Consider the following 18,424-nt stretch of genomic DNA (forward strand, 5'->3'; position numbering starts at 1 on the left):
GACCAGCGCGCATCTACCACATATCAAGATATATCAAGATGTGAGATATCAGTTCCATAAATAGTTTTGTCTATCTTGTGCTGCTAAACTTAGGATAAATAAGATAAGTTAACAGAATAATCTAAGGTATATCCCAAAACACGGACGTAAAGTGCATCAAAAGGACTAGCGGTGTGCTGTATCTAGCAGAAGTACAAAAGCAGAAGGGCGGTTTACTCGGTGGTGGTTCTAAAACAGAACTCAAACTACTAGCTTGTCAACGCAGCGACCAGAATTGGAGTACTGTGTCGGAAGAAACTATTGGGGCGGAAGAAGCCAGCAAATTAAATGATGGCGCACTGGTACTGGTGGAACTGAGTCCGAATCGTCAAGTGCAGCGAATTCAGGAAGCAGGTCGTCCGCTAGTAAATATTTTGCAGAATTTTTCCCGTCAAATGGAAAAATTTAAGCTCAAAGAAGATGAGATTGACCAGTGGAAGCAGTCCCTAATGTTTCAAGTCCAAGAGCTAAATCGCCGAGAAATGGACATGGAATCACGGTGGGAACAACTGCAACACCTGGAACATGAGGTACAAGATTTAGAAAAACAAAAGCAGGAAGTGAAATCATCCCGTGAGCAAATTGAACAACTGCGGGCTGAAGTGGAACGCAATCGTCAGGAACTGGAAGGTGCTTGGGAGCATCTACGGGGAGAACAGCGTCGGTTAAATGACCTTCAAGCATATTCCCCCCAAGGCACGGTTGTGGATGAGGCGCAAACTAAGGCAATTACTGATTTACTTAATCGCTTGTCTAGTGATGTTGGTTCCACTGTTGCATTGCGGGAAAACCTCAATTTTGCTTTTGAACTCCTAGAACAACAGCAAGCTACTCTCAACCCACATTGGCAACAACTGGAACAGCAACAGTCCTTAGTTCAACAACAACAAGGTGAAGTTGAACTACTATCCAACTCTTGGCGCGATCGCCAAACCGAATTTCAACAGTTCCAAAATTCTCTACACCAAAAAATAGCCGAGCTACAACTGACTACAGCAACACTTAAGAACAAACAAGAGTTGTCTGAGATGCTCAAAGACCAGTTGGGAACTCAACAAGATTTATACCAACAAACCCAGGCGTTGGTAGCAATGGCTGATAGTCTGGTTTTTGGTCAGCAAGTTGATGTAGAAGTCTTGGAAAACCTTCCCCTGGAAGAACTACAAAAAATAGTTCAAGATTTGCACGATAAACTGGAAATTGATTCTAGTTTCGTTCAAGACCAAGAACAGGAGCTAAATTACAAAGAACAAGGTATAAAAGACTTAGAAGCAAAGATACCGCAAGTGTCTGGAGAAGAACTAAAAAATTTAGAATTAGAACTAGCTGAAGAAAAAGACCTCTATCGGATGCTCAATAAAAGTTTAAGACCTCAACGCAATAATTTACTCAGGCAAGAGCAAACTTTTAAACAGCATCAAAAGATATTGCTACAACGACAAGGACATTTTGTTACCCATTCTCCCGGTGATAACACGATAAATTTAGATTCAATCCTTTTCCAAATTGATACCCAACGACAACAAAATTGCCAAGAATTGCAAAAACTGGAAAATGAGATTCAACAGCTAAGTGCTGATATTGAGATTAAGCAGGGGGAAATTGATCATCAAACTCAGGAGATAGAGTCCAAGCGTCAAGAACTCCAATCAATGGAAGAACAACTACTCAACCTGCAAACAGCAACTGCTGAATGCTGGGGTAGAGTAAATTTATATCAACAAGCATTACAACCTATTCAAGATTGCTTAGATAAGTTGCGGGAGAAGCTGCACATAATCTCAGACTCTTTAACTCATGTTCAAGAGATTGGTGATTCTCAACGTCAGTCCATCACTGAGATGCGTCAAACCATTCAAAGTTTGATGAATCTACCGGATGTATTAGTTTCTTAGCAAAAAGGAAGGATTTAAATCCTTCTTTTTTATTAAGTTATGAAAATCCAGTCACCTTGTACTTGAGCGATCGCACCGCCAGGAAAAGGATCGGTTCGGGAACGATTGGGGGCTGTAATCAAAACCCTTAATTTCTCAATGTGTTCAAAGTTGGGAGCATCAGGTAATATTTCTTGTAATACCTGACGCATTACCCGACGTTGCAAGGCAAGGGGTACTGTTTTTAAAAGGCGACGATTTAGTTGTAAAATATCATTCTCACCCTTTGCTGACGCTTCTAGCCGCAATTGACGGGCTGTTTGTTCTAAATACTCTACCTCTGCTTGTAGCAGTTCCGCGGTTTGAGCTAAATTTGATTCTACCTGGGGGTTAAAATTTGCTTTTAAATATGGGATTAACTCTTGACGAATGCGATTTCGCGCATATTGTAAATTTTGATTCGTGGAATCTTCCCAAATTGGTAAATTAAATTCCTGACAAAATAACTGAGTTTGGGAACGGGTAACTTCTAACAATGGACGCACTAGAATAATATTTTCAGTTAGTGGACGTTGCCAAGTTAAAGCTTGTAAACCGTCAGTACCAGTACCGCGCATCAAATTGTAGAGTAGAGTTTCCGCGCGATCGCTTGCTGTATGTCCAGTGATAATATATTGATAATTATGAACTTCGGCAATTTTTGTTAAAGCTTGATAACGCCAATTTCTGGCTGAGGCTTCATTCTTAACAGGATTTATAGCAGTTTCTAAATAAAAAGGTGTTTCCCAACTTTTAGCTAGATTTTCGACATGACGAGCATTAGCTTGGGAATCTTCACGCCAGCAATGATCACAATGAGCTATAGCTACATCCCATTCCCATTTTGGTTGTAAATCCAATAATAATTTAATTAAGCATAAAGAATCCTGTCCACCAGAAACCGCGACTAATAGCTTTTGGTGGCGATGAAATAAATTACGAGTGCGGATAGTACGATGTATTTGGGCGTGTAAAGGAGTCCAGATCATTTGAGATTTTCAACCGTCATATCATGTCCGGGTAATTAGTTATAATTCCCCTATCTGTGCAAAACTCACCAAACCTTCTTTCCCCTAATCGGCTTACCCTTCGGGAAGCAAGCTAAATCCCCGGCTTAAAAGACATACCTTCTGAAAATCTTTTTGGGATTTCAATCAGGCATTACGGAGTTTTCATAATCCCTTAATTAAAAGAGAAGTCTGAGGTGTAATTATTAAAAATAATACTTGTGATAAGATAGGGTATTTACGTAATTTTCTGCGTAAACGTTTCATGTGATCAACCTTTAGAATCAGTTATTTTATACCGTCTTTTAATATATTTTTTAATTAAAGGATTCAGAACCCAAAACGTTCTATCTTCTTGTATATCCGCTTTTTCAATTAGCCAAATTTGCCATAACTTATCTATAGCTTCAAGAATTTCTGATGTGAAGGTAGAGGGAAAATATTGATAAATTTGGGAGAGTATTTTTGGCTCTGTTTCTGCGGCTAATTTTTGCATAATATTTATTTCCAAATTGGACAAATAAGAAAATAGTTTATCCAATAAACTTAGCATCACATCAGGCATAAAAATTGTTCCTTCCAGGAATTGATAAATTTGACCATTATGATATTTTTTAATGGTGTTAGAGGCTACCATTAAAGCTAATGGATGTCCTTGGTAGGCTTCAATTAGTCTTTCTATTCCTGGATTTGAAAGTCCAAAATCTGCCAATAGTGTTTTTGCATCTTGATTGTTTAGACCGCGTAATGAAAAATGCTGAATTCGTGTATTAAAAAGCGACCTCATGACTTCAGGTTGTTGTAAACTCGTAAACAATAAACAGCTTTTATGTGGTGATTCTGCAATTCTTTGCAAAAAGCTCTCATATTTACTTCTTTGCTGGTTGTCTGATAATTCACCAGTTTTCATCACCTCTTCCCATTGATCAAATATCAGCAAACAACGATGCTTTTTTAAGTTATTAATCAGGTTTGTAATTCTAGTATTTAGATTAGTTTCTGAATTGTCGCAAGAGAAATAGTGTTCAATATCAGTCAAAATTTCTTCTAAACAATGGTAATATTTAAGATTTTTCCAAATGACATAATTAAAACTCTCTTGAATCTTTTCAACTAACTCCCTTACAAGTGCAGATTTACCAATCCCACTCATCCCCAAAACACCTACCACACGACAGCTATCTGTAACTATCAATTCTTGCAAATCGGACAGTTCTTGTTCGCGTCCATAGAAATCAAAATCATTGATATCTCGTGCATCAATCAGATTGATACACGAAAGATGATTAGTTGTTCGTATCGCGATTTGTTCACTTTTTTGATCTAGGAGTTGTGTTAAAACTAATCTGCAATTCTTTTTACGAACATCTTTCCCAGTTACTTCCCTCAATCGTCTGAATAATTCTGGACCTTTGTAATTCATGATATAAGCGAATTCGTAACCTTGAATATGGTCACTGATTTCGATGTAAGTTTTACCTTCCAAAGAATATTCTAAAATTGCCGCTTCACAAGGATCTAAATCTAAATCTCTTCCTTTTTCGCGCTTTACCCAATCCTTGAATCGTTTGATTAACTCTTTCGCATCCATAGTCCAGTTTTCTTTTGATAACTTATTCTGGATTGTATCTTAATTTGTATTAACTTTATTAACTTAATAAAGTTAATACTTAAATAACTTAGTGATGACAATCACATATACCTCAGAGATACTTTTGTTGTAGAGACAAAAAAGAGGTTTTTGTGGCTAATCAATACTCATTCATGCCCAATATTGATCATCGAGTCATTTCAGCAACAGCAGTTGAGAATTTCAACAGACAAGATGATATTTTCCAGTTAATGATAGTAAAATCACTGGACATACAAACTATTTTGTTTACACAAGGTTATCAGGGAGGAGATGAGGATGATGGTCCCATTGTTCCACCTAACTAGACTTCGCTTTTTGATTACTTGGGAGAAAGTACATGGATATAGTCGGTCACAAATAGATGCACTGGAATGGGGAAAAATGCGCTAAAAATCCATACACCAAAAAACTTTCAACCCTATTCCCTGTTCCCTGCTATGTAAATTATGTGATTTGAGAGTTAAGAATTCTGATCGCATCAAGTTTCCAAATTTCTAATTCTGGTAACTTCCAACGAAATTTTTTAAGTTGCTGCTCTTGAGAATAAGATTCCAGGAAATTTCTCCATGATACTATCGCACCTTGCTGATCTTCCATTGCTGTTTGAACTTGTGCTAATAAGCAATAAGCTGGAGCATAATCATTTTCTAACTCTAAACAGAGAAGTAAATGTTCTTTTGCTTGTTGATAATAATTTTGCTGAAAATATGCCCAGCCAAGATTTTTATGCAATGTAATTTTAACGGTGTCATCTTTTACCCTTGAAAAAATTGGTTCAATCATTTTCACCGCATCTGCACTATTTCCTTGGAGAATTTGCAACCGAGCTAAGTTATTAACAGCAGCATCAGCAGCACGATTTTGATATTTAATGGCAATCTGATAGTGATAACAAGCCCCATCTAAATTGTCTAATTTTTCGTAAGCTGCTCCCAAATTATAGTGAGCAGATCCATTATTTGGGTTAACTTCGACAGCAAATTCTAGATAAGATACGGCAATTGTAAAATCATTGTTTAGATAATTTTTATACCCTGTTTGATTGAGGAATTTAGCAATTTGTTTTCTTTCTTGCTCATTCAAATTAATACGATTTAGCAATTGCTTGAAATCTTCAGATATGGGCTGATTAACTGATAGCAAATTCAAGATAGATTCGGTAATTTTTGTGTTATCTTCATCTGCTGGTTCTGCTACTTCTTTTGTAAATTTAGATTGACGGTCAGTTAATAACTCTGGTTTGTATTTAGCAAACAGCGCAACTAATTCTGAGCGTTTGTAACGACGAGTATCAGAAGGTTCATTATTCAGCCCAAATTCGTAACATATTCTTTCAATGTATTTTCTAACAGATGCTTCTCCAATGTTCATGGATTCAGCTATATCCCCATCTGTTTCACCGGCAAGTATTTTTTGCAACACTTCTTTACGTCGATCTGTCAACTTCTCAAATACGCGCTCAAACTCTTGTTGATTCATCCTTTGTTTTGATTGCATCATTTTTTATACTCACGCTTGTGACTATTTTACCGTATTTTTACACCAATTATTATCTGTCACTATGTGGACTTATCACTCAACGTTTCTTGTAGGGTGGCTCAGATATCAAAAATCTGTTGACCTTCACCATTTTATCAACTCTGACACACCTTACTAACTATTCAGACTTAGTCAAATATGAATTTTATAAAATTGGGTGACACAGGCTAAATTTTCACTTAAATAGACTCATTTTAATTGCTTTACCAAAAGTCCTCGGTAAAGTATATACCTGATAAAAAAATAGATTCCAAAAATAGCCATATTGAGGAAACTTTTTCACTAGCAGTGCATCCGCAGCTAAAAGTATCCTTGGTTCTTTAGTTGCTAGTGGCTTTTCTAAAAATCGGACTTGTTCTGGAGTTGCCATCCAATGACCAATCATTATATCCTTTTCATATAATTGTGCTTGAATAAATAAACATAAAGACCTATCTAAATTCCAACTAGGTATCCAAGCTAAAGCACCTGCCATTTTCATTTCCCATAATTTTGTTGTCTGAGAAAAAGTAGGAATAGCTTTTTGGACTAATTCATTTTTCCAAACCTTAGTATTAAAATTTTCCATATGTCTACCTTGATGATCTGTTCTTTTCATAAAAGGCCAGATAGCATAGCGAATGTCAAACTTTTTATCTATAGGAGTAATTGGTATTTCCAGAAGTTTTTGAGATGGATTATTTTTAAAACTATAAGAAGCGTCTGGATTTTTAGTTTCTAAATCTAATAAACTTAAATCAGGTATTTCCCCCCAAGGTTCTTGAATTTTTGCTTCATTGGTAGTATCTATATTGATAGACTTTAATCTTAATACCCAACTTTCAGGAAATATTTGAAAATATTGATTAACTAGCTGAAGCACATCAGGATGGATAAAATCATCATCATCTAAAGCTAAGACATATTCTGCCTGAGCATTAAGTAATCCTGTAAATCTTTGCATAACTTCACCCTTGTAAGGGCTAGTTATAAACTTAATTCGCGGCTCATTAATATCTCTATACTTAATTCCAGGAGGATAAACTAATATAAACTCAACCGAACCTTTAATATTCAATAATTGGCATAACCAATCATCAGTAAATTTGCCTAAAGTTGCAGTTACTATGGATAGAGTAGGTTTATTTGTGGACATAGTTGTTATATATGATTAGATTATTGAAAACTATAGTTAACCTAAATAAGAAGAAGTGTGGCTGTAAACAAGGTTTACAGAGATTTTTTCTTCAATAACTATGTGCAATTAATTTTGCATGGATACTTATCTTACTTCTAACTCTCCTGCAAATTAAGTATAGTATATTTTATACCATTCTCTTAATTTTTTCTTTGCGTCTTTGCGCCAAACCTAATTATTCCCCCCCTCTCAACAGAAAAGGGGGAAAAGATGCACTTAGAAAAACCAACCGTAAGAATGTAAACCCTTACCTAAAATATTCACACCCAAATAACAAATCCACACTACAACAAAACCACCAGCAGCTAAAATTGCCGGTTTTCTACCTTGCCAACCGCGAGTTATTCGGGAATGCAAATAGGCTGCAAAAACTAACCAAGTGATTAAAGCCCAAGTTTCCTTTGGGTCCCAACTCCAATAAGAACCCCATGCTTCATTAGCCCAAACACCACCTGCAATAATACCAATGGTCAGTAGGGGAAATCCCAAACCGATAATACGGTAACTGATATTATCTAAAGTTTCAGCTAGGTTGAGGCGTTGAGGTGAAAGCGTTTCACTAGATGTGACGTTTTGCGTTTCTGGGACAGTTACTAAATCTAAAACAGCAGTACCATGACCGTTGCTACTGGTTTCCAAGCGAGAAAAGCCATTATTTTCCGATGAGGGTGTTGAGGGTTGAGTAACTAATTCTCCAGCTTTGAGTAATTTGTAACCATTGCTGCGATAGCCACCTGTACCTACAGAACTACCTTGTAATTGGATATTTTGCCCACGAGTGACAATTAAAAATGCGATCGCTAACAATGATCCCACCATCAAAGCCGAATAACTCAACATCATGACGCTGACGTGCATCATCAACCAATTTGACTTCAAAGCTGGAACTAAAGGTTCCGAAACTTGCATTGTTGACGGTAGTGTCAAAGTAGCAAAAGCTGCAATTCCCATCGCTACAGGAGCAGTTACAACTCCCACCAAGCGACTACGACTGCTATTTTCTGCAATTAGATGGACAGCAGTAATTCCCCAAGTCAGGAAAAATAGAGACTCATAGAGATTGCTGAGAGGAAAATAACCCGCTTCAATCCATCTTGCTCCTAATAAAGCCGCAATACACAAATTTGCGATCGCCATTCCAGCCGTCCCCAAAGCCGCAGTCACCGATAAACTCGGAAAAGCCGCCCCCACCCAATACACCAGCATAGTGCAGAATAAGACAGCAAAGGAGGCATTATCTAACCAGTTCTGGAGTACAACCAGATTCATAAACTCTTCTCCCTATTGAATCAGTTATCAGTTGTTAGTGATCCGACTGAGTTAGACAATAAACCCAACTCAAATCTTCATCACCTTTGACTGATTTCATTCCAACTATCCTGATCCTATCTACTTTTGGTAATTGGTGATTGGTGATTGGTGATTGGTGATTGGTGATTGGTGATTGGTAATTGGTGATTGGTGATTGGTGATTGGTAATTGGGAAAAATCTTCTCCCCTGCTCCCCTGCTCCCCTGCTCCCCTGCTCCCCTGCTCCCCTGCTCCCCCTGCTCCCCTGCTCCCCATCTCCCCCATCTCCCCCATCTCCCCCAACTATTTACTTTTTTTCAATTCCATAAAAATGTCATATTGCTGACTACGATTATTGTTGACAGCAGTTGTTATACCTATAGTTCGTATAGCAGAAAGTAATGCTTGTTGACCAGGAGATCCAGTATTGAAAGGAAAACTTTTAACAGTCCGTTCCATATCCAAGAAAAATTGACCCTTGGCTGGATTTAATTCTTTGGGAACAGTTTGTTGAAAAGGGAGGCTACTGGCTAGAGTATTGTTAGGTTTCGGAAGAATTTTATCACTGATGGGAGCGCCGAAGGCGAAAAAAACCACATCGTCATCTAACCAACCATGAGTAGCAGTTAAAGTCCCAAAAGGTGAAATCCAGTTAACAATGGGTTTACCCCCAACAGTAGCTGACTCGACTTTAAACTGGTATTGATTTTTCACCACATCATCAAGATTTTGTAAAGCAGTTTCAGCCGATTTCCGTACCTCAGCCTTAGCATCACTAACTTTAACCATAAATACTAAACCAGCCCGAAAATTATCCGGTGAACCATCTGGTGGAGTATTAGGAATTACCGAAACTGAAAATTCCCCCTTCATCCAACTCAGCAAATCTCGATCTAAATCCAAATTTGTTAAAGATTTTACACCCCGGCGCAGTTCTTCAGGTTTAATTGGTGATAAAGGATTTCCCCCAGAAGTAGAAACATAGTCCGCCCACAACCGCTTTAAGTTACTACCAGACAACATCATTAAAGTTTCGCTGGGGAGGCGATTTTGCATACTTCCAGCTTGATTTTCTACCGCCAAAACTCTTTGACTATTAGGGTTTAGCCAAGACACACCCTTTAAACGTACTCCTTGTGATTCTAAAGTGACAGTTCCCGCTAAACCTTGATTATTCTGAAGTTGGGCAAGAACCTGAACAGGTAAACGTCGATTAGGGGCTGTCGCCGCTATTTTGGCAGCCAAGGGTACATTGATATAAAATTGAGCAAACGGTTGATAACTAGACGTTTTTGAAAAATTTTCGGCAAAGCCTCCTAATGTTGCTACAGATGTTTGATTTTTATAAGCATCAATTGTTTTTTCAGTGGCTTTAGCATTATCTGTAATTACAAGCAATTGCTCATTTATTAATGCTGCTGACAGCTTTTCTCCAGCTTGTCCTTCAGTTTGTTTAATGGGGATTCCCCGATAGGTAAGGTCAATCCATTTACCTTGTTTGAGGGGTTTGGGTTGTGCCAAGATGCTTTTAGCAATTTCTGGGTTTTTAATTGGCAACACCATCACCATTGATTGCTTATCAGGAATATCAACCTCACTTGCAACTGGTTTTAGCACTGGCTTGACTACTGGGGGAGGCAAAACAGCAATGGTGACTTGATTACCCACCCAAGGTTGAATATCCTGCTCGAAATTGTAGCCATTATTAGTTAACCAGCGATCGCGCAGCTGCACCAAATTGTTATCCAACTCCTTTTGAGTTTCTGGAGTCCCAAACTCCCGTAACTTTTGCCATTGTTTAGTATCCGTTGTCAAAGAAACTGCAAACAAAGCATCTTGAGGAATAATATTTGCACCCACTGGCAAATTTCTAGAAAACGGTCGTCCTTGGGTCAAAAACCAATAAGCACAACTGCCTACACCAATCAATAACCCTGCCGCTGATAATGTCAGCACCAGAGACGGCTTCTTTTTTTTCTTCATCACTTCAGACACAATAGGTAGTGTCATGTGCAACTTATACCTATAATTGAGAAAAATTACTAATTGAATTTATCAAGAAAGGCAGAGGGCAGGAGGCAGAAGGAATACTGGCCTGTGTCCTCTGCCGCGACCAAAGGGAGCAAGGGTTTAAGACCCCCACCAAATTTTCAATTGGTGGCTCTTGTGAATGAGTGGTCGGAATCCCCTTCTAAACAAAACCTTCTGCCCTCTGCCTCCTGCCTCCTGCCTTCTTCAATCAGTTTATAATCGTCTAAATTGTCTCAGATACCCGACTTCTTACAGAATTGACATACTCCCCGCCCTAAAACAAGACTTTCAACCCTGTTCCCTGTTCCCTGTTCTATTGTTAATAGATATTGTTTTTAACACGATTTGGAAAATTTCACCAAAGTAAAGGCAAAAGGATCATTCTTCCTTCTGCCACAATGATATAAAACCCTACACCTTACACCCTTCTTGTTGACCCAAATATTTAGTTAAATAAGGTGAAAAAACCTCATAAATTAAAGTTAGAGGTTGTCCATGATGCCAAAACAAATAATGGCGACCCCAAAAAGGACCAACTTCATCAAAGCCGGACTCCAATGGGGCTGAGTAACCACAGTAAATTCCTCTAATATCCCGATACAACTCTGTACGGATACGAGCTAAACTAGCCCAAATCGGTAAAGAACGGTTTTGCAAGAACTCATCAACATGACTAGCCTCCCACCAGGAAGTAGCATAACCCAAACGTTGACCAGAGGGAGTACACAGCCATACCTGTCGGCGCAGTCTTGGCCCTGGAACAGCTTGAATTAAACTAGGAGCATGATCCGAACTCATGCCAATCAAAGACATATCAATCACATCCACTTCTATTGGATCACAAGTGAGTAATTGTAAGTGTCTGGTTGGAGAACCATCACCCAAAAGCAGTAATTGCCATGCTGGTGCTAACTGCGTGTGAGGCAAACCTTTTTGAATATCCTCTTCTCCACCTTGCCAAATAGGATTTAGGCGATGCCAATCGGTTGGCAGTGTTAAGTTATTTGTGGGCGTAAGAATAGTAGTCAATTTTATTTACAAAACTTCACCTATCTCTATGAAAGCACAAAAAACCCAGATTCCTATTGGGAGACTGGGTAAAATATGCTGACAAATTCATCATTAAAAAGTTAAAGATAAAATGAGCAGCTGATCATGAATAAATTGAGCAACAAAATCGCTCAAAATTTAAAAATGCGGATGGCGAGACTCGAACTCGCAAGGCAAAGCCACACGCACCTCAAGCGTGCGCGTATACCAATTCCGCCACATCCGCACAAGTTGACTAGAACCATAATATAGCATAAAAAATTGATAAAAGCAAATATTTTCCAGTTTTTTCCCAAAATGTTTTAATCAGACAATAGGGTGTGGGGAGATGGGGAGAAAATTATTCACTTCTTCCCTATTCCCCGTTCCCCGTTCCCTAATAAATTTGTGAGAATTTGCAGTAATGCGACAGCTTTATTCCCACGGGATAGGAGAGAATGTCAATCTACTGGTACTAATATCGCAGCTTGAAAATGAAGTTTGACAAAATCTTAATTGCCAATCGGGGAGAAATAGCTCTTCGCATTCTCCGCGCCTGTGAAGAAATGGGAATCGCGACGGTTGCCATTCACTCCACCGTTGACCGGAATGCTCTCCATGTCCAACTTGCTGACGAAGCCGTTTGTATTGGCGAACCTGCCAGCAGTAAAAGTTATTTGAATATTCCCAATATTATTGCCGCTGCCTTAACACGCGGTGCTACTGCTATTCATCCCGGTTATGGCTTTTTGGCAGAAAACGCCCGATTTGCAGAAATTTGTGCTGATCATCAAATTGCTTTTATTGGACCGACTCCTGAAGCCATTCGCTTAATGGGTGATAAATCCACAGCAAAAGAAACCATGCAAAAAGCAGGAGTACCTACTGTACCAGGCAGCGAGGGCTTAGTAGAATCGGAACAGGAAGGCAAGCTAATTGCCAAAGATATTGGTTATCCTGTGATGATTAAAGCCACAGCAGGTGGTGGTGGCAGGGGTATGCGGCTTGTTCGTTCTGAAGATGAATTTGTCAAACTTTTTCTAGCAGCCCAAGGAGAAGCAGGAGCAGCTTTTGGTAACGCCGGCGTTTATATAGAAAAATTTATTGAACGTCCACGTCACATTGAATTTCAAATTTTAGCGGATAACTACGGTAATGTTATCCATTTAGGCGAGAGAGATTGTTCTATTCAGCGACGTAATCAAAAACTTTTAGAAGAAGCTCCCAGCCCAGCACTCGATGAAGAACTCAGAGAAAAAATGGGACAAGCAGCCGTGAAAGCCGCCCAATTCATTAACTACACTGGGGCTGGTACCATTGAGTTTCTGTTGGATAAATTCGGTAAATTCTACTTCATGGAAATGAATACCCGGATTCAAGTTGAACATCCAGTTACAGAAATGGTTACGGGGATAGACCTACTCGTTGAACAAATTCGCATTGCTCAAGGTGAAAGACTCAAGTTAACCCAAGACCAAGTGGTTTTAAGAGGTCATGCGATCGAATGCCGTATTAACGCCGAAGACCCAGAACATGATTTTCGTCCGTCCCCTGGCAAAATCAGCGGCTATCTACCCCCCGGAGGTCCCGGCGTGCGAATTGATTCCCATGTGTATACAGATTACCAAATTCCGCCTTATTACGACTCCCTTATCGGTAAGCTAATTGTGTGGGGTCCCGACCGAGCCACAGCTATTAACCGTATGAAAAGGGCATTGAGAGAGTGTGCAATCACCGGACTACCCACCACTATTGCCTTTCATCAAAAAATTATGGAAACCCCACAGTTTTTACAAGGCAACGTTTACACCAATTTTGTCCAGGAAATGAAAGAGCAGTAATTAGGGAACAGGGAACAGGTGACAGGTGACAGAGAAGAAGAAAAGGAGCAGGGGAGATGGGGGAAATATTTTCTTCTTATCCTCCTGACTCCTGACTCCTGACTCCTGCCTTCTGCCTCCTGCCTCCTGCCTCCTAACTCACACGAGCCATCATGGTCAGTAATCCTTGCTGGCCTAGTAAAATTTCACGGATAAGACTGAAAATACCGACCCAGATGATGGGGGTAATATCTACCCCACCTATGGGTTGTACTACCTTTCGCAATACCACTAAAAATGGTTCTGTCGGCCAAGCTATGAGATTGAAGGGCAACCGATTGAGATTCACTTGTGGATACCAAGTGAGAATGATGCGGAAAATAAATAAAAAGGTCATGATTCCCAAAACGGGACCGAGAATCCAAACAGTCAGGTTAACACCAGTCATGGCTTTGAGTTACTATCTATCTGTGAAGAAATCAAATCAGAAAAAAACTTGGGGGCGTAAGCCAGAAAAGTTTAAACTTTGTAAAGCATTCTCTCTCACATTGTAACCAAATGCTGTCATTTTCTCGAACAGGTCACAAATAACAGATAACTGTTAATGGCTTCTCAAGAAAGTGATACACCATTAAAATTAAAATGAACTGTGTAAAAAAAGGTTGAGAACTATGACACCCTCTTTAGCAAATTTTCTTTGGAGTCTGGTTTGGGGTACTGCTATTGTGGTAATCCCTGCCACTGTTGGCTTGATTTTCATCAGTCAGAAAGATAAAATTCAACGTTCTTAAAGTTTTTGGGGAATAGGGAACAGGTGACAGGTGACAGGTGACAGGTGACAGGAGGTAGGAGACAGAAGGCAGGAGGCAGGAGGCAAGAAGTAATATATTATTCTCCTCATCCCCCTCATCCTCCTCATCCTCCCCATCTACCTCATCTCTCCCATCTTCCCAGTCCCTAATCCCTCGCAATAAGGGTAAATGGCTTCAAAGCTTCTTTGCCAGATGCTTTGGAGCTTAAATATATTTTCAGTAGTTAGAGTAGTGATTTTAATGTTGACTCGCTAATATAGATTTGATATTGGGAAAACAGCAATGATAAATTTTGGGCTGAACTCAGCCAGTGTTTTGGCTCAGGTAAATTTTGGAGCGAACTCAGCCAGTATTCTGGGAATTTTCCTGGCTGTGGCTGGGGCAGCACTGTATTTTCTCCGCACTGTGCGTCCCGAACTGTCACGAGATCAGGATATCTTTTTTGCGGCAGTGGGTTTGTTATGCGGATTTATTCTTATTTTTCAAGGATGGCGACTTGACCCGATTTTGCAATTTGGTCAGTTGTTGTTGGTTGGAACTACTGTATTTTTTGCGGTTGAAAGTATTCGTCTTAGGAGTATAGCTACCCAACAAGCGAAACGAAATACTCCGATTGTGGATGATGAGCGAGAGGTAAGCAGAAAATATTCTTACTCTGATCGTCGAACTTATCAAGCAGAGATGGATGATTTAGAACCGCTACCTTATTACGAGGAAGAGGAAGAAGATCGTCCTGTACGTGCTAAAATTCGTGGTAGCAAAGATGAGCGTTCAGGACGTGAGGATTACTATGAGGATCAAGCTCCCCGTCGTTCAGAACGTCGCAATACTAGTAACAATAATCGAGAAAAACCTGAAACTACAGAAAGGAAACGTCGTACTAGTTCTGGCCGTTTGGTAAATCGCCCTAGTGAAAGTTATGAACAGGAAAATTGGGGTTCTGTTTCTAGGGAAGTTGATGACTGGGAAAGTCCCCAGGAGGAAGTAAGAAAAACGCCACGTCGCAGTAGTAGTAGTAGTAGTAGTAGTAATAGACCTCAGCGTCCAGCCAGCAGTGAGGAAGATGTTGCTCCTAGAACGAGAAAGCGCCGTCCACCCGTTGATTCTTCTCCTCGCACAGAAAGGGATGATGAGGCTATTCCCACTGATTATGTACCATATAATCCAATTGAAAAGCCAAATGATGGTTCAGATAATGCTAACGATTTTGACGATGGGTTTTAAGACATTTGGGTGATGGTAGTTTCAAAGGCGACGGAAAACGGTTAATGTGAAAACATTTACTTTGACATTGTGGCTCCAAAGACGCATTCATTGGAGCCTTGTTTTTGGTTTGACTGGTTTGCTTGTGTCTTGTAGTTCTGGTGATATTCCTCTTGGGGTCTCTTCGCTCAATAGTCGTTTTACTGAGGAACAACCAGCTTTAAGTGGAAATGGTCGCTTTTTGGCGTTTGTTTCTAATCGAAATGGTAATCAGCAATTATTGATGTACGATTTGCAAACGCAAAGTTTTATTTCTACACCGGGTTTAAATCGGCGAGAAACTATTGCTGAAAGCCCTAGTTTGAGCTATACAGGTCGTTATATTTGTTATTTAACTAGCGATCGCGGTAGACCAGTGATAGCTCTTTACGATCGCGCTATGCAGCAATCCCAAATCCTTACTCCTACCTATGGCGGTTGGGTGAGAAATCCTGATATTAGTCCTGATGGACGTTATGTTGTGTTTGAATCTGCTAGTCGTGGACAATGGGATGTTGAAGTTTTAGATAGGGGTCCGACTGTGGAGTTAGATATTCCCAATGGTTCAACGGTGAGTAATTAAAAATTTAGGAGTCAGGAGTCAGGAGTCAGGAGTCAGGAGGAAGAAGGAAAAAAGAAGAAGTAAGAAGAAAGAAGAAAGAAGGAGTTTAACAACCCAATAAATAATGACCAATGACCAATGACCAATTACAAATTACCTATTATTTTATTTTTAAGCTCTAGTTTATTAACTGGGTGTTTTGGCTACCCACGTATATTAAGTTATCCTTTTGATCCAGGTGGTCGGGGTCTGAATAGTCTGGCTTCAGAGTTAAATCCGCAAGTTTCTGGAAGATATATTGTATTTACTACTGATCGTCGGGGTAGCCAAGATGTTTATATGTTTGATACGGTGACACGGAGTTTAGTGGATTTACCGGGTTTAAATACTTTTGATACTATCGCGTCTCATCCTTCTGTTACTCAAGATGGTCGTTATGTTGTGTTTGTTGCCAGTCGTATGGGGCGCTCAAGTATTTTTCTCTATGACCGTGAAACACGCCAATCCAGGAATTTAACTGCTAATCTACAAGCCGAAATCCGTAATCCCACAATTAGTGCTGATGGTAATGCGATCGCATTTGAGTTTAGCAATAATGGGCAATGGGATATCTTACTCTATGACCGTTCTGGACAACAGTTGAATATCCCACAACAACCAAGGTAAATAGTAGGAGTCAGGAGTCAGGAGGCAGAAGGCAGGAGGCAGAAGGCAGGAGGCAGAAGGCAGGAGGCAGGAGGCAGGAGGCAGAAGGCAGGAGGCAGGAGTCAGGAGTCAGGAGTCAGGAGTCAGGAGTCAGGAGTCAGGAGTCAGGAGTCAGAAGGCAGGAGGATAAGAAGAAAATATTTCTCCTCTGCTCCCCTGCTCCCCTGCTCCCCTGCTCCCCTGTCCCCTGTCACCTGTCACCTGTCACCTGACTAACTGATTCGATGAGCGATCGGACTTGTTCTGTACCTTCTGAGGGTTCAAAGGAGAGGGGAAATTTACCCCGGACAAGCATCCGCAAACCTAGAGGTGCAAGACTGAGTAATCCTTTTAAGTCGCGGAAATAGTTACCAACGACTTGGATACCAAATTGGCGTTCATCAATCCAACCACCTGCTTTCACTAACTCTATCAATACTTTGCGGTGACGGATTGAACGGCTATCGCTGGCTTGTTTGCGATCGAGAATTTCTTGTTTAATTTTAGTAATTTGTTCTAATGGCGCTACTTCCATTGGACAAACTGAGTCACAGTAAAAACAGCGAGTACAACCCCAAACTCCTTTAGTGCCTTCGTTATAGTTTTCCAAGCGATTTTCTGTATTACTATCGCGGGAATCTGTCACCATGCGATATGCTTTGGCGAGGGCATGGGGTCCAACAAAGTCAGAATTAACTTCACGGGCGTTGCACTCTGAATAACAAGCACCGCACATAATACAATTACCAGTTTGATCGAGGAGCGATCGCTCTTGTGGTGTTTGCAAAAATTCTTTTTCTGGTACTTGTCGTGCTGCTGTACTTACATAAGGCGCAACTGCTTCTAAGTTATGCCAAAAACTGCTCATATCCACGACCAAATCCTTAATCACAGGCATATTACCCAAAGGCGCGATCGTGATTTCGTGTATAGTCTTATTTTGGGTTTCTGGTGATTGGATATTTTGTAATCTAGCCAATTCACTGCCAACATTTTCTTTACAGGCTAAAGCCGAACGTCCATTAATTCGCATGGAACAGCTGCCACAAATAGTATTACGGCAATTTTTGCGAAATGCTAAAGTTCCATCTTGTTCCCACTTAATCCGATTCAGGCAATCGAGGATTGTATTTCCTGGTTCTACCTGCAAAGGATAAGTTTGCACCATAGGCGCAGAGTTTTCTTGTTGCCGAATAATCTTAAAAATAACTTCCATTATTACCAACCAAATTCTTAAAATTGCTTTACCTGCTGCAAAAATCATCAGTACAAGCAGGTTGTTGTCAAAAATTAGCCATTTATTTCAGATCAGTGGCTAATAACCTGACCAATAATTACTTCATGGTACAAGCCCCCGGATTGATCCTTGGGGTGAATCCAAAATTCTGTTATGGGAAGACGCTCAAGGCATTCATGATTCCATTTCTAGGATAACCATTCAAATTTTAGTTGTAGAAGTGCCGCGGGTGAAATTTATATCCTGCAAGTCAGATGAGAGGAAAAATTAATGGTACAAGACCTTTGGCTTCAGAGGGAAAGGGAAAAAGTTTTAATTCAACCCTTAATCTTGATCCAGGCTGCTAGGTAAGTAGGCAATAAGCAATGCGCTTTACCCCTAATAATCAAAAAAACATTGATGATCCATC

The 18,424-nt window shown here is 39.9% G+C and carries 17 protein-coding genes and 1 tRNA gene; 7 read left to right on the forward strand and 11 right to left on the reverse strand.

The features are described from left to right. The first annotated feature begins 173 nt into the window (after positions 1-173). Positions 174-1,934: a pilus motility taxis protein HmpF gene (gene hmpF, locus ACLLO5_RS14850; RefSeq protein WP_413171284.1), complete on the forward strand. Its 1,761-nt coding sequence runs from the start codon at positions 174-176 to the stop codon at positions 1,932-1,934. A 32-nt stretch (positions 1,935-1,966) separates the two neighbouring features. Here the strand turns inward: hmpF and tilS are convergent, their stop codons facing one another. After that, complete coding sequence (tilS, locus tag ACLLO5_RS14855) at positions 1,967-2,941, reverse strand: tRNA lysidine(34) synthetase TilS (RefSeq protein ID WP_413171285.1); 975 nt, start codon at positions 2,939-2,941, stop codon at positions 1,967-1,969. A gap of 289 nt (positions 2,942-3,230) precedes the next feature. Further along, positions 3,231-4,550 (reverse strand): NB-ARC domain-containing protein, encoded by a 1,320-nt coding sequence (locus ACLLO5_RS14860; protein ID WP_413171286.1) that lies wholly within the window; start codon positions 4,548-4,550, stop codon positions 3,231-3,233. 152 nt (positions 4,551-4,702) lie between these two features. Between ACLLO5_RS14860 and ACLLO5_RS14865 the strand changes: the two genes are divergently transcribed. Then, positions 4,703-4,897 (forward strand): hypothetical protein, encoded by a 195-nt coding sequence (locus ACLLO5_RS14865; protein WP_413171287.1) that lies wholly within the window; start codon positions 4,703-4,705, stop codon positions 4,895-4,897. A 139-nt stretch (positions 4,898-5,036) separates the two neighbouring features. On the opposite strand, the gene ACLLO5_RS14870 is transcribed toward ACLLO5_RS14865, so the two are convergent. From ACLLO5_RS14870 to ACLLO5_RS14900, 7 genes are all read right to left on the reverse strand, one after another. Further along, complete coding sequence (locus ACLLO5_RS14870; RefSeq protein ID WP_413171288.1) at positions 5,037-6,092, reverse strand: LuxR C-terminal-related transcriptional regulator; 1,056 nt, start codon at positions 6,090-6,092, stop codon at positions 5,037-5,039. Between the two features lie 214 nt (positions 6,093-6,306). After that, the gene (locus ACLLO5_RS14875) at positions 6,307-7,266 is read right to left on the reverse strand and encodes a glycosyltransferase family A protein (protein ID WP_413171289.1); all 960 of its coding nucleotides are present in this window, start codon (positions 7,264-7,266) and stop codon (positions 6,307-6,309) included. Positions 7,267-7,524: 258 nt separating this feature from the next. After that, on the reverse strand, positions 7,525-8,577 hold the full coding sequence (gene ccsB / locus ACLLO5_RS14880; protein ID WP_413171290.1) for a c-type cytochrome biogenesis protein CcsB: 1,053 nt from the start codon (positions 8,575-8,577) through the stop codon (positions 7,525-7,527). 120 nt (positions 8,578-8,697) lie between these two features. Further along, complete coding sequence (locus tag ACLLO5_RS14885; RefSeq protein WP_413171291.1) at positions 8,698-8,874, reverse strand: hypothetical protein; 177 nt, start codon at positions 8,872-8,874, stop codon at positions 8,698-8,700. A 27-nt stretch (positions 8,875-8,901) separates the two neighbouring features. Beyond that, positions 8,902-10,608: a DUF3352 domain-containing protein gene (locus ACLLO5_RS14890; protein ID WP_413171292.1), complete on the reverse strand. Its 1,707-nt coding sequence runs from the start codon at positions 10,606-10,608 to the stop codon at positions 8,902-8,904. 432 nt (positions 10,609-11,040) lie between these two features. Beyond that, positions 11,041-11,658, reverse strand: coding sequence for a chorismate lyase (locus ACLLO5_RS14895; protein ID WP_413171293.1), 618 nt, complete (start codon positions 11,656-11,658; stop codon positions 11,041-11,043). A gap of 166 nt (positions 11,659-11,824) precedes the next feature. Next, positions 11,825-11,905: transfer RNA gene (locus ACLLO5_RS14900), tRNA-Leu, on the reverse strand. A 247-nt stretch (positions 11,906-12,152) separates the two neighbouring features. Here ACLLO5_RS14900 and accC point away from each other — a divergent pair. Continuing rightward, a complete protein-coding gene (gene accC / locus ACLLO5_RS14905) occupies positions 12,153-13,499 on the forward strand; it encodes an acetyl-CoA carboxylase biotin carboxylase subunit (RefSeq protein WP_413171294.1) in 1,347 nt (448 codons plus the stop codon). 133 nt (positions 13,500-13,632) lie between these two features. On the opposite strand, the gene ACLLO5_RS14910 is transcribed toward accC, so the two are convergent. After that, positions 13,633-13,926 (reverse strand): YggT family protein, encoded by a 294-nt coding sequence (locus tag ACLLO5_RS14910; RefSeq protein ID WP_413171295.1) that lies wholly within the window; start codon positions 13,924-13,926, stop codon positions 13,633-13,635. Between the two features lie 223 nt (positions 13,927-14,149). Here ACLLO5_RS14910 and psbX point away from each other — a divergent pair, with 223 nt between their 5' ends. The 4 genes from psbX (at position 14,150) to ACLLO5_RS14930 (ending at position 16,760) form a co-directional block, all read left to right on the forward strand. Further along, the gene (gene psbX, locus ACLLO5_RS14915) at positions 14,150-14,269 is read left to right on the forward strand and encodes a photosystem II reaction center X protein (RefSeq protein ID WP_013189728.1); all 120 of its coding nucleotides are present in this window, start codon (positions 14,150-14,152) and stop codon (positions 14,267-14,269) included. Positions 14,270-14,572: 303 nt separating this feature from the next. Continuing rightward, positions 14,573-15,514, forward strand: a complete 942-nt coding sequence (locus ACLLO5_RS14920) for a Ycf66 family protein (RefSeq protein ID WP_413171296.1) — start codon at positions 14,573-14,575, stop codon at positions 15,512-15,514. 46 nt (positions 15,515-15,560) lie between these two features. Further along, entirely contained in the window at positions 15,561-16,115 is a 555-nt protein-coding gene (locus ACLLO5_RS14925; RefSeq protein WP_413171297.1) for a TolB family protein, read from the forward strand. A 117-nt stretch (positions 16,116-16,232) separates the two neighbouring features. Next, positions 16,233-16,760 (forward strand): TolB family protein, encoded by a 528-nt coding sequence (locus tag ACLLO5_RS14930; RefSeq protein ID WP_413171298.1) that lies wholly within the window; start codon positions 16,233-16,235, stop codon positions 16,758-16,760. A gap of 229 nt (positions 16,761-16,989) precedes the next feature. Here the strand turns inward: ACLLO5_RS14930 and ACLLO5_RS14935 are convergent, their stop codons facing one another. Next, a complete protein-coding gene (locus ACLLO5_RS14935; protein WP_413171299.1) occupies positions 16,990-17,994 on the reverse strand; it encodes a succinate dehydrogenase/fumarate reductase iron-sulfur subunit in 1,005 nt (334 codons plus the stop codon). Positions 17,995-18,424 lie beyond the last annotated feature (430 nt).

Origin of the sequence: Anabaena azotica SJ-1, assembly GCF_047275885.1 — a bacterium.
Taxonomy (GTDB): Bacteria; Cyanobacteriota; Cyanobacteriia; order Cyanobacteriales; family Nostocaceae; genus Trichormus_B; species Trichormus_B azotica_A.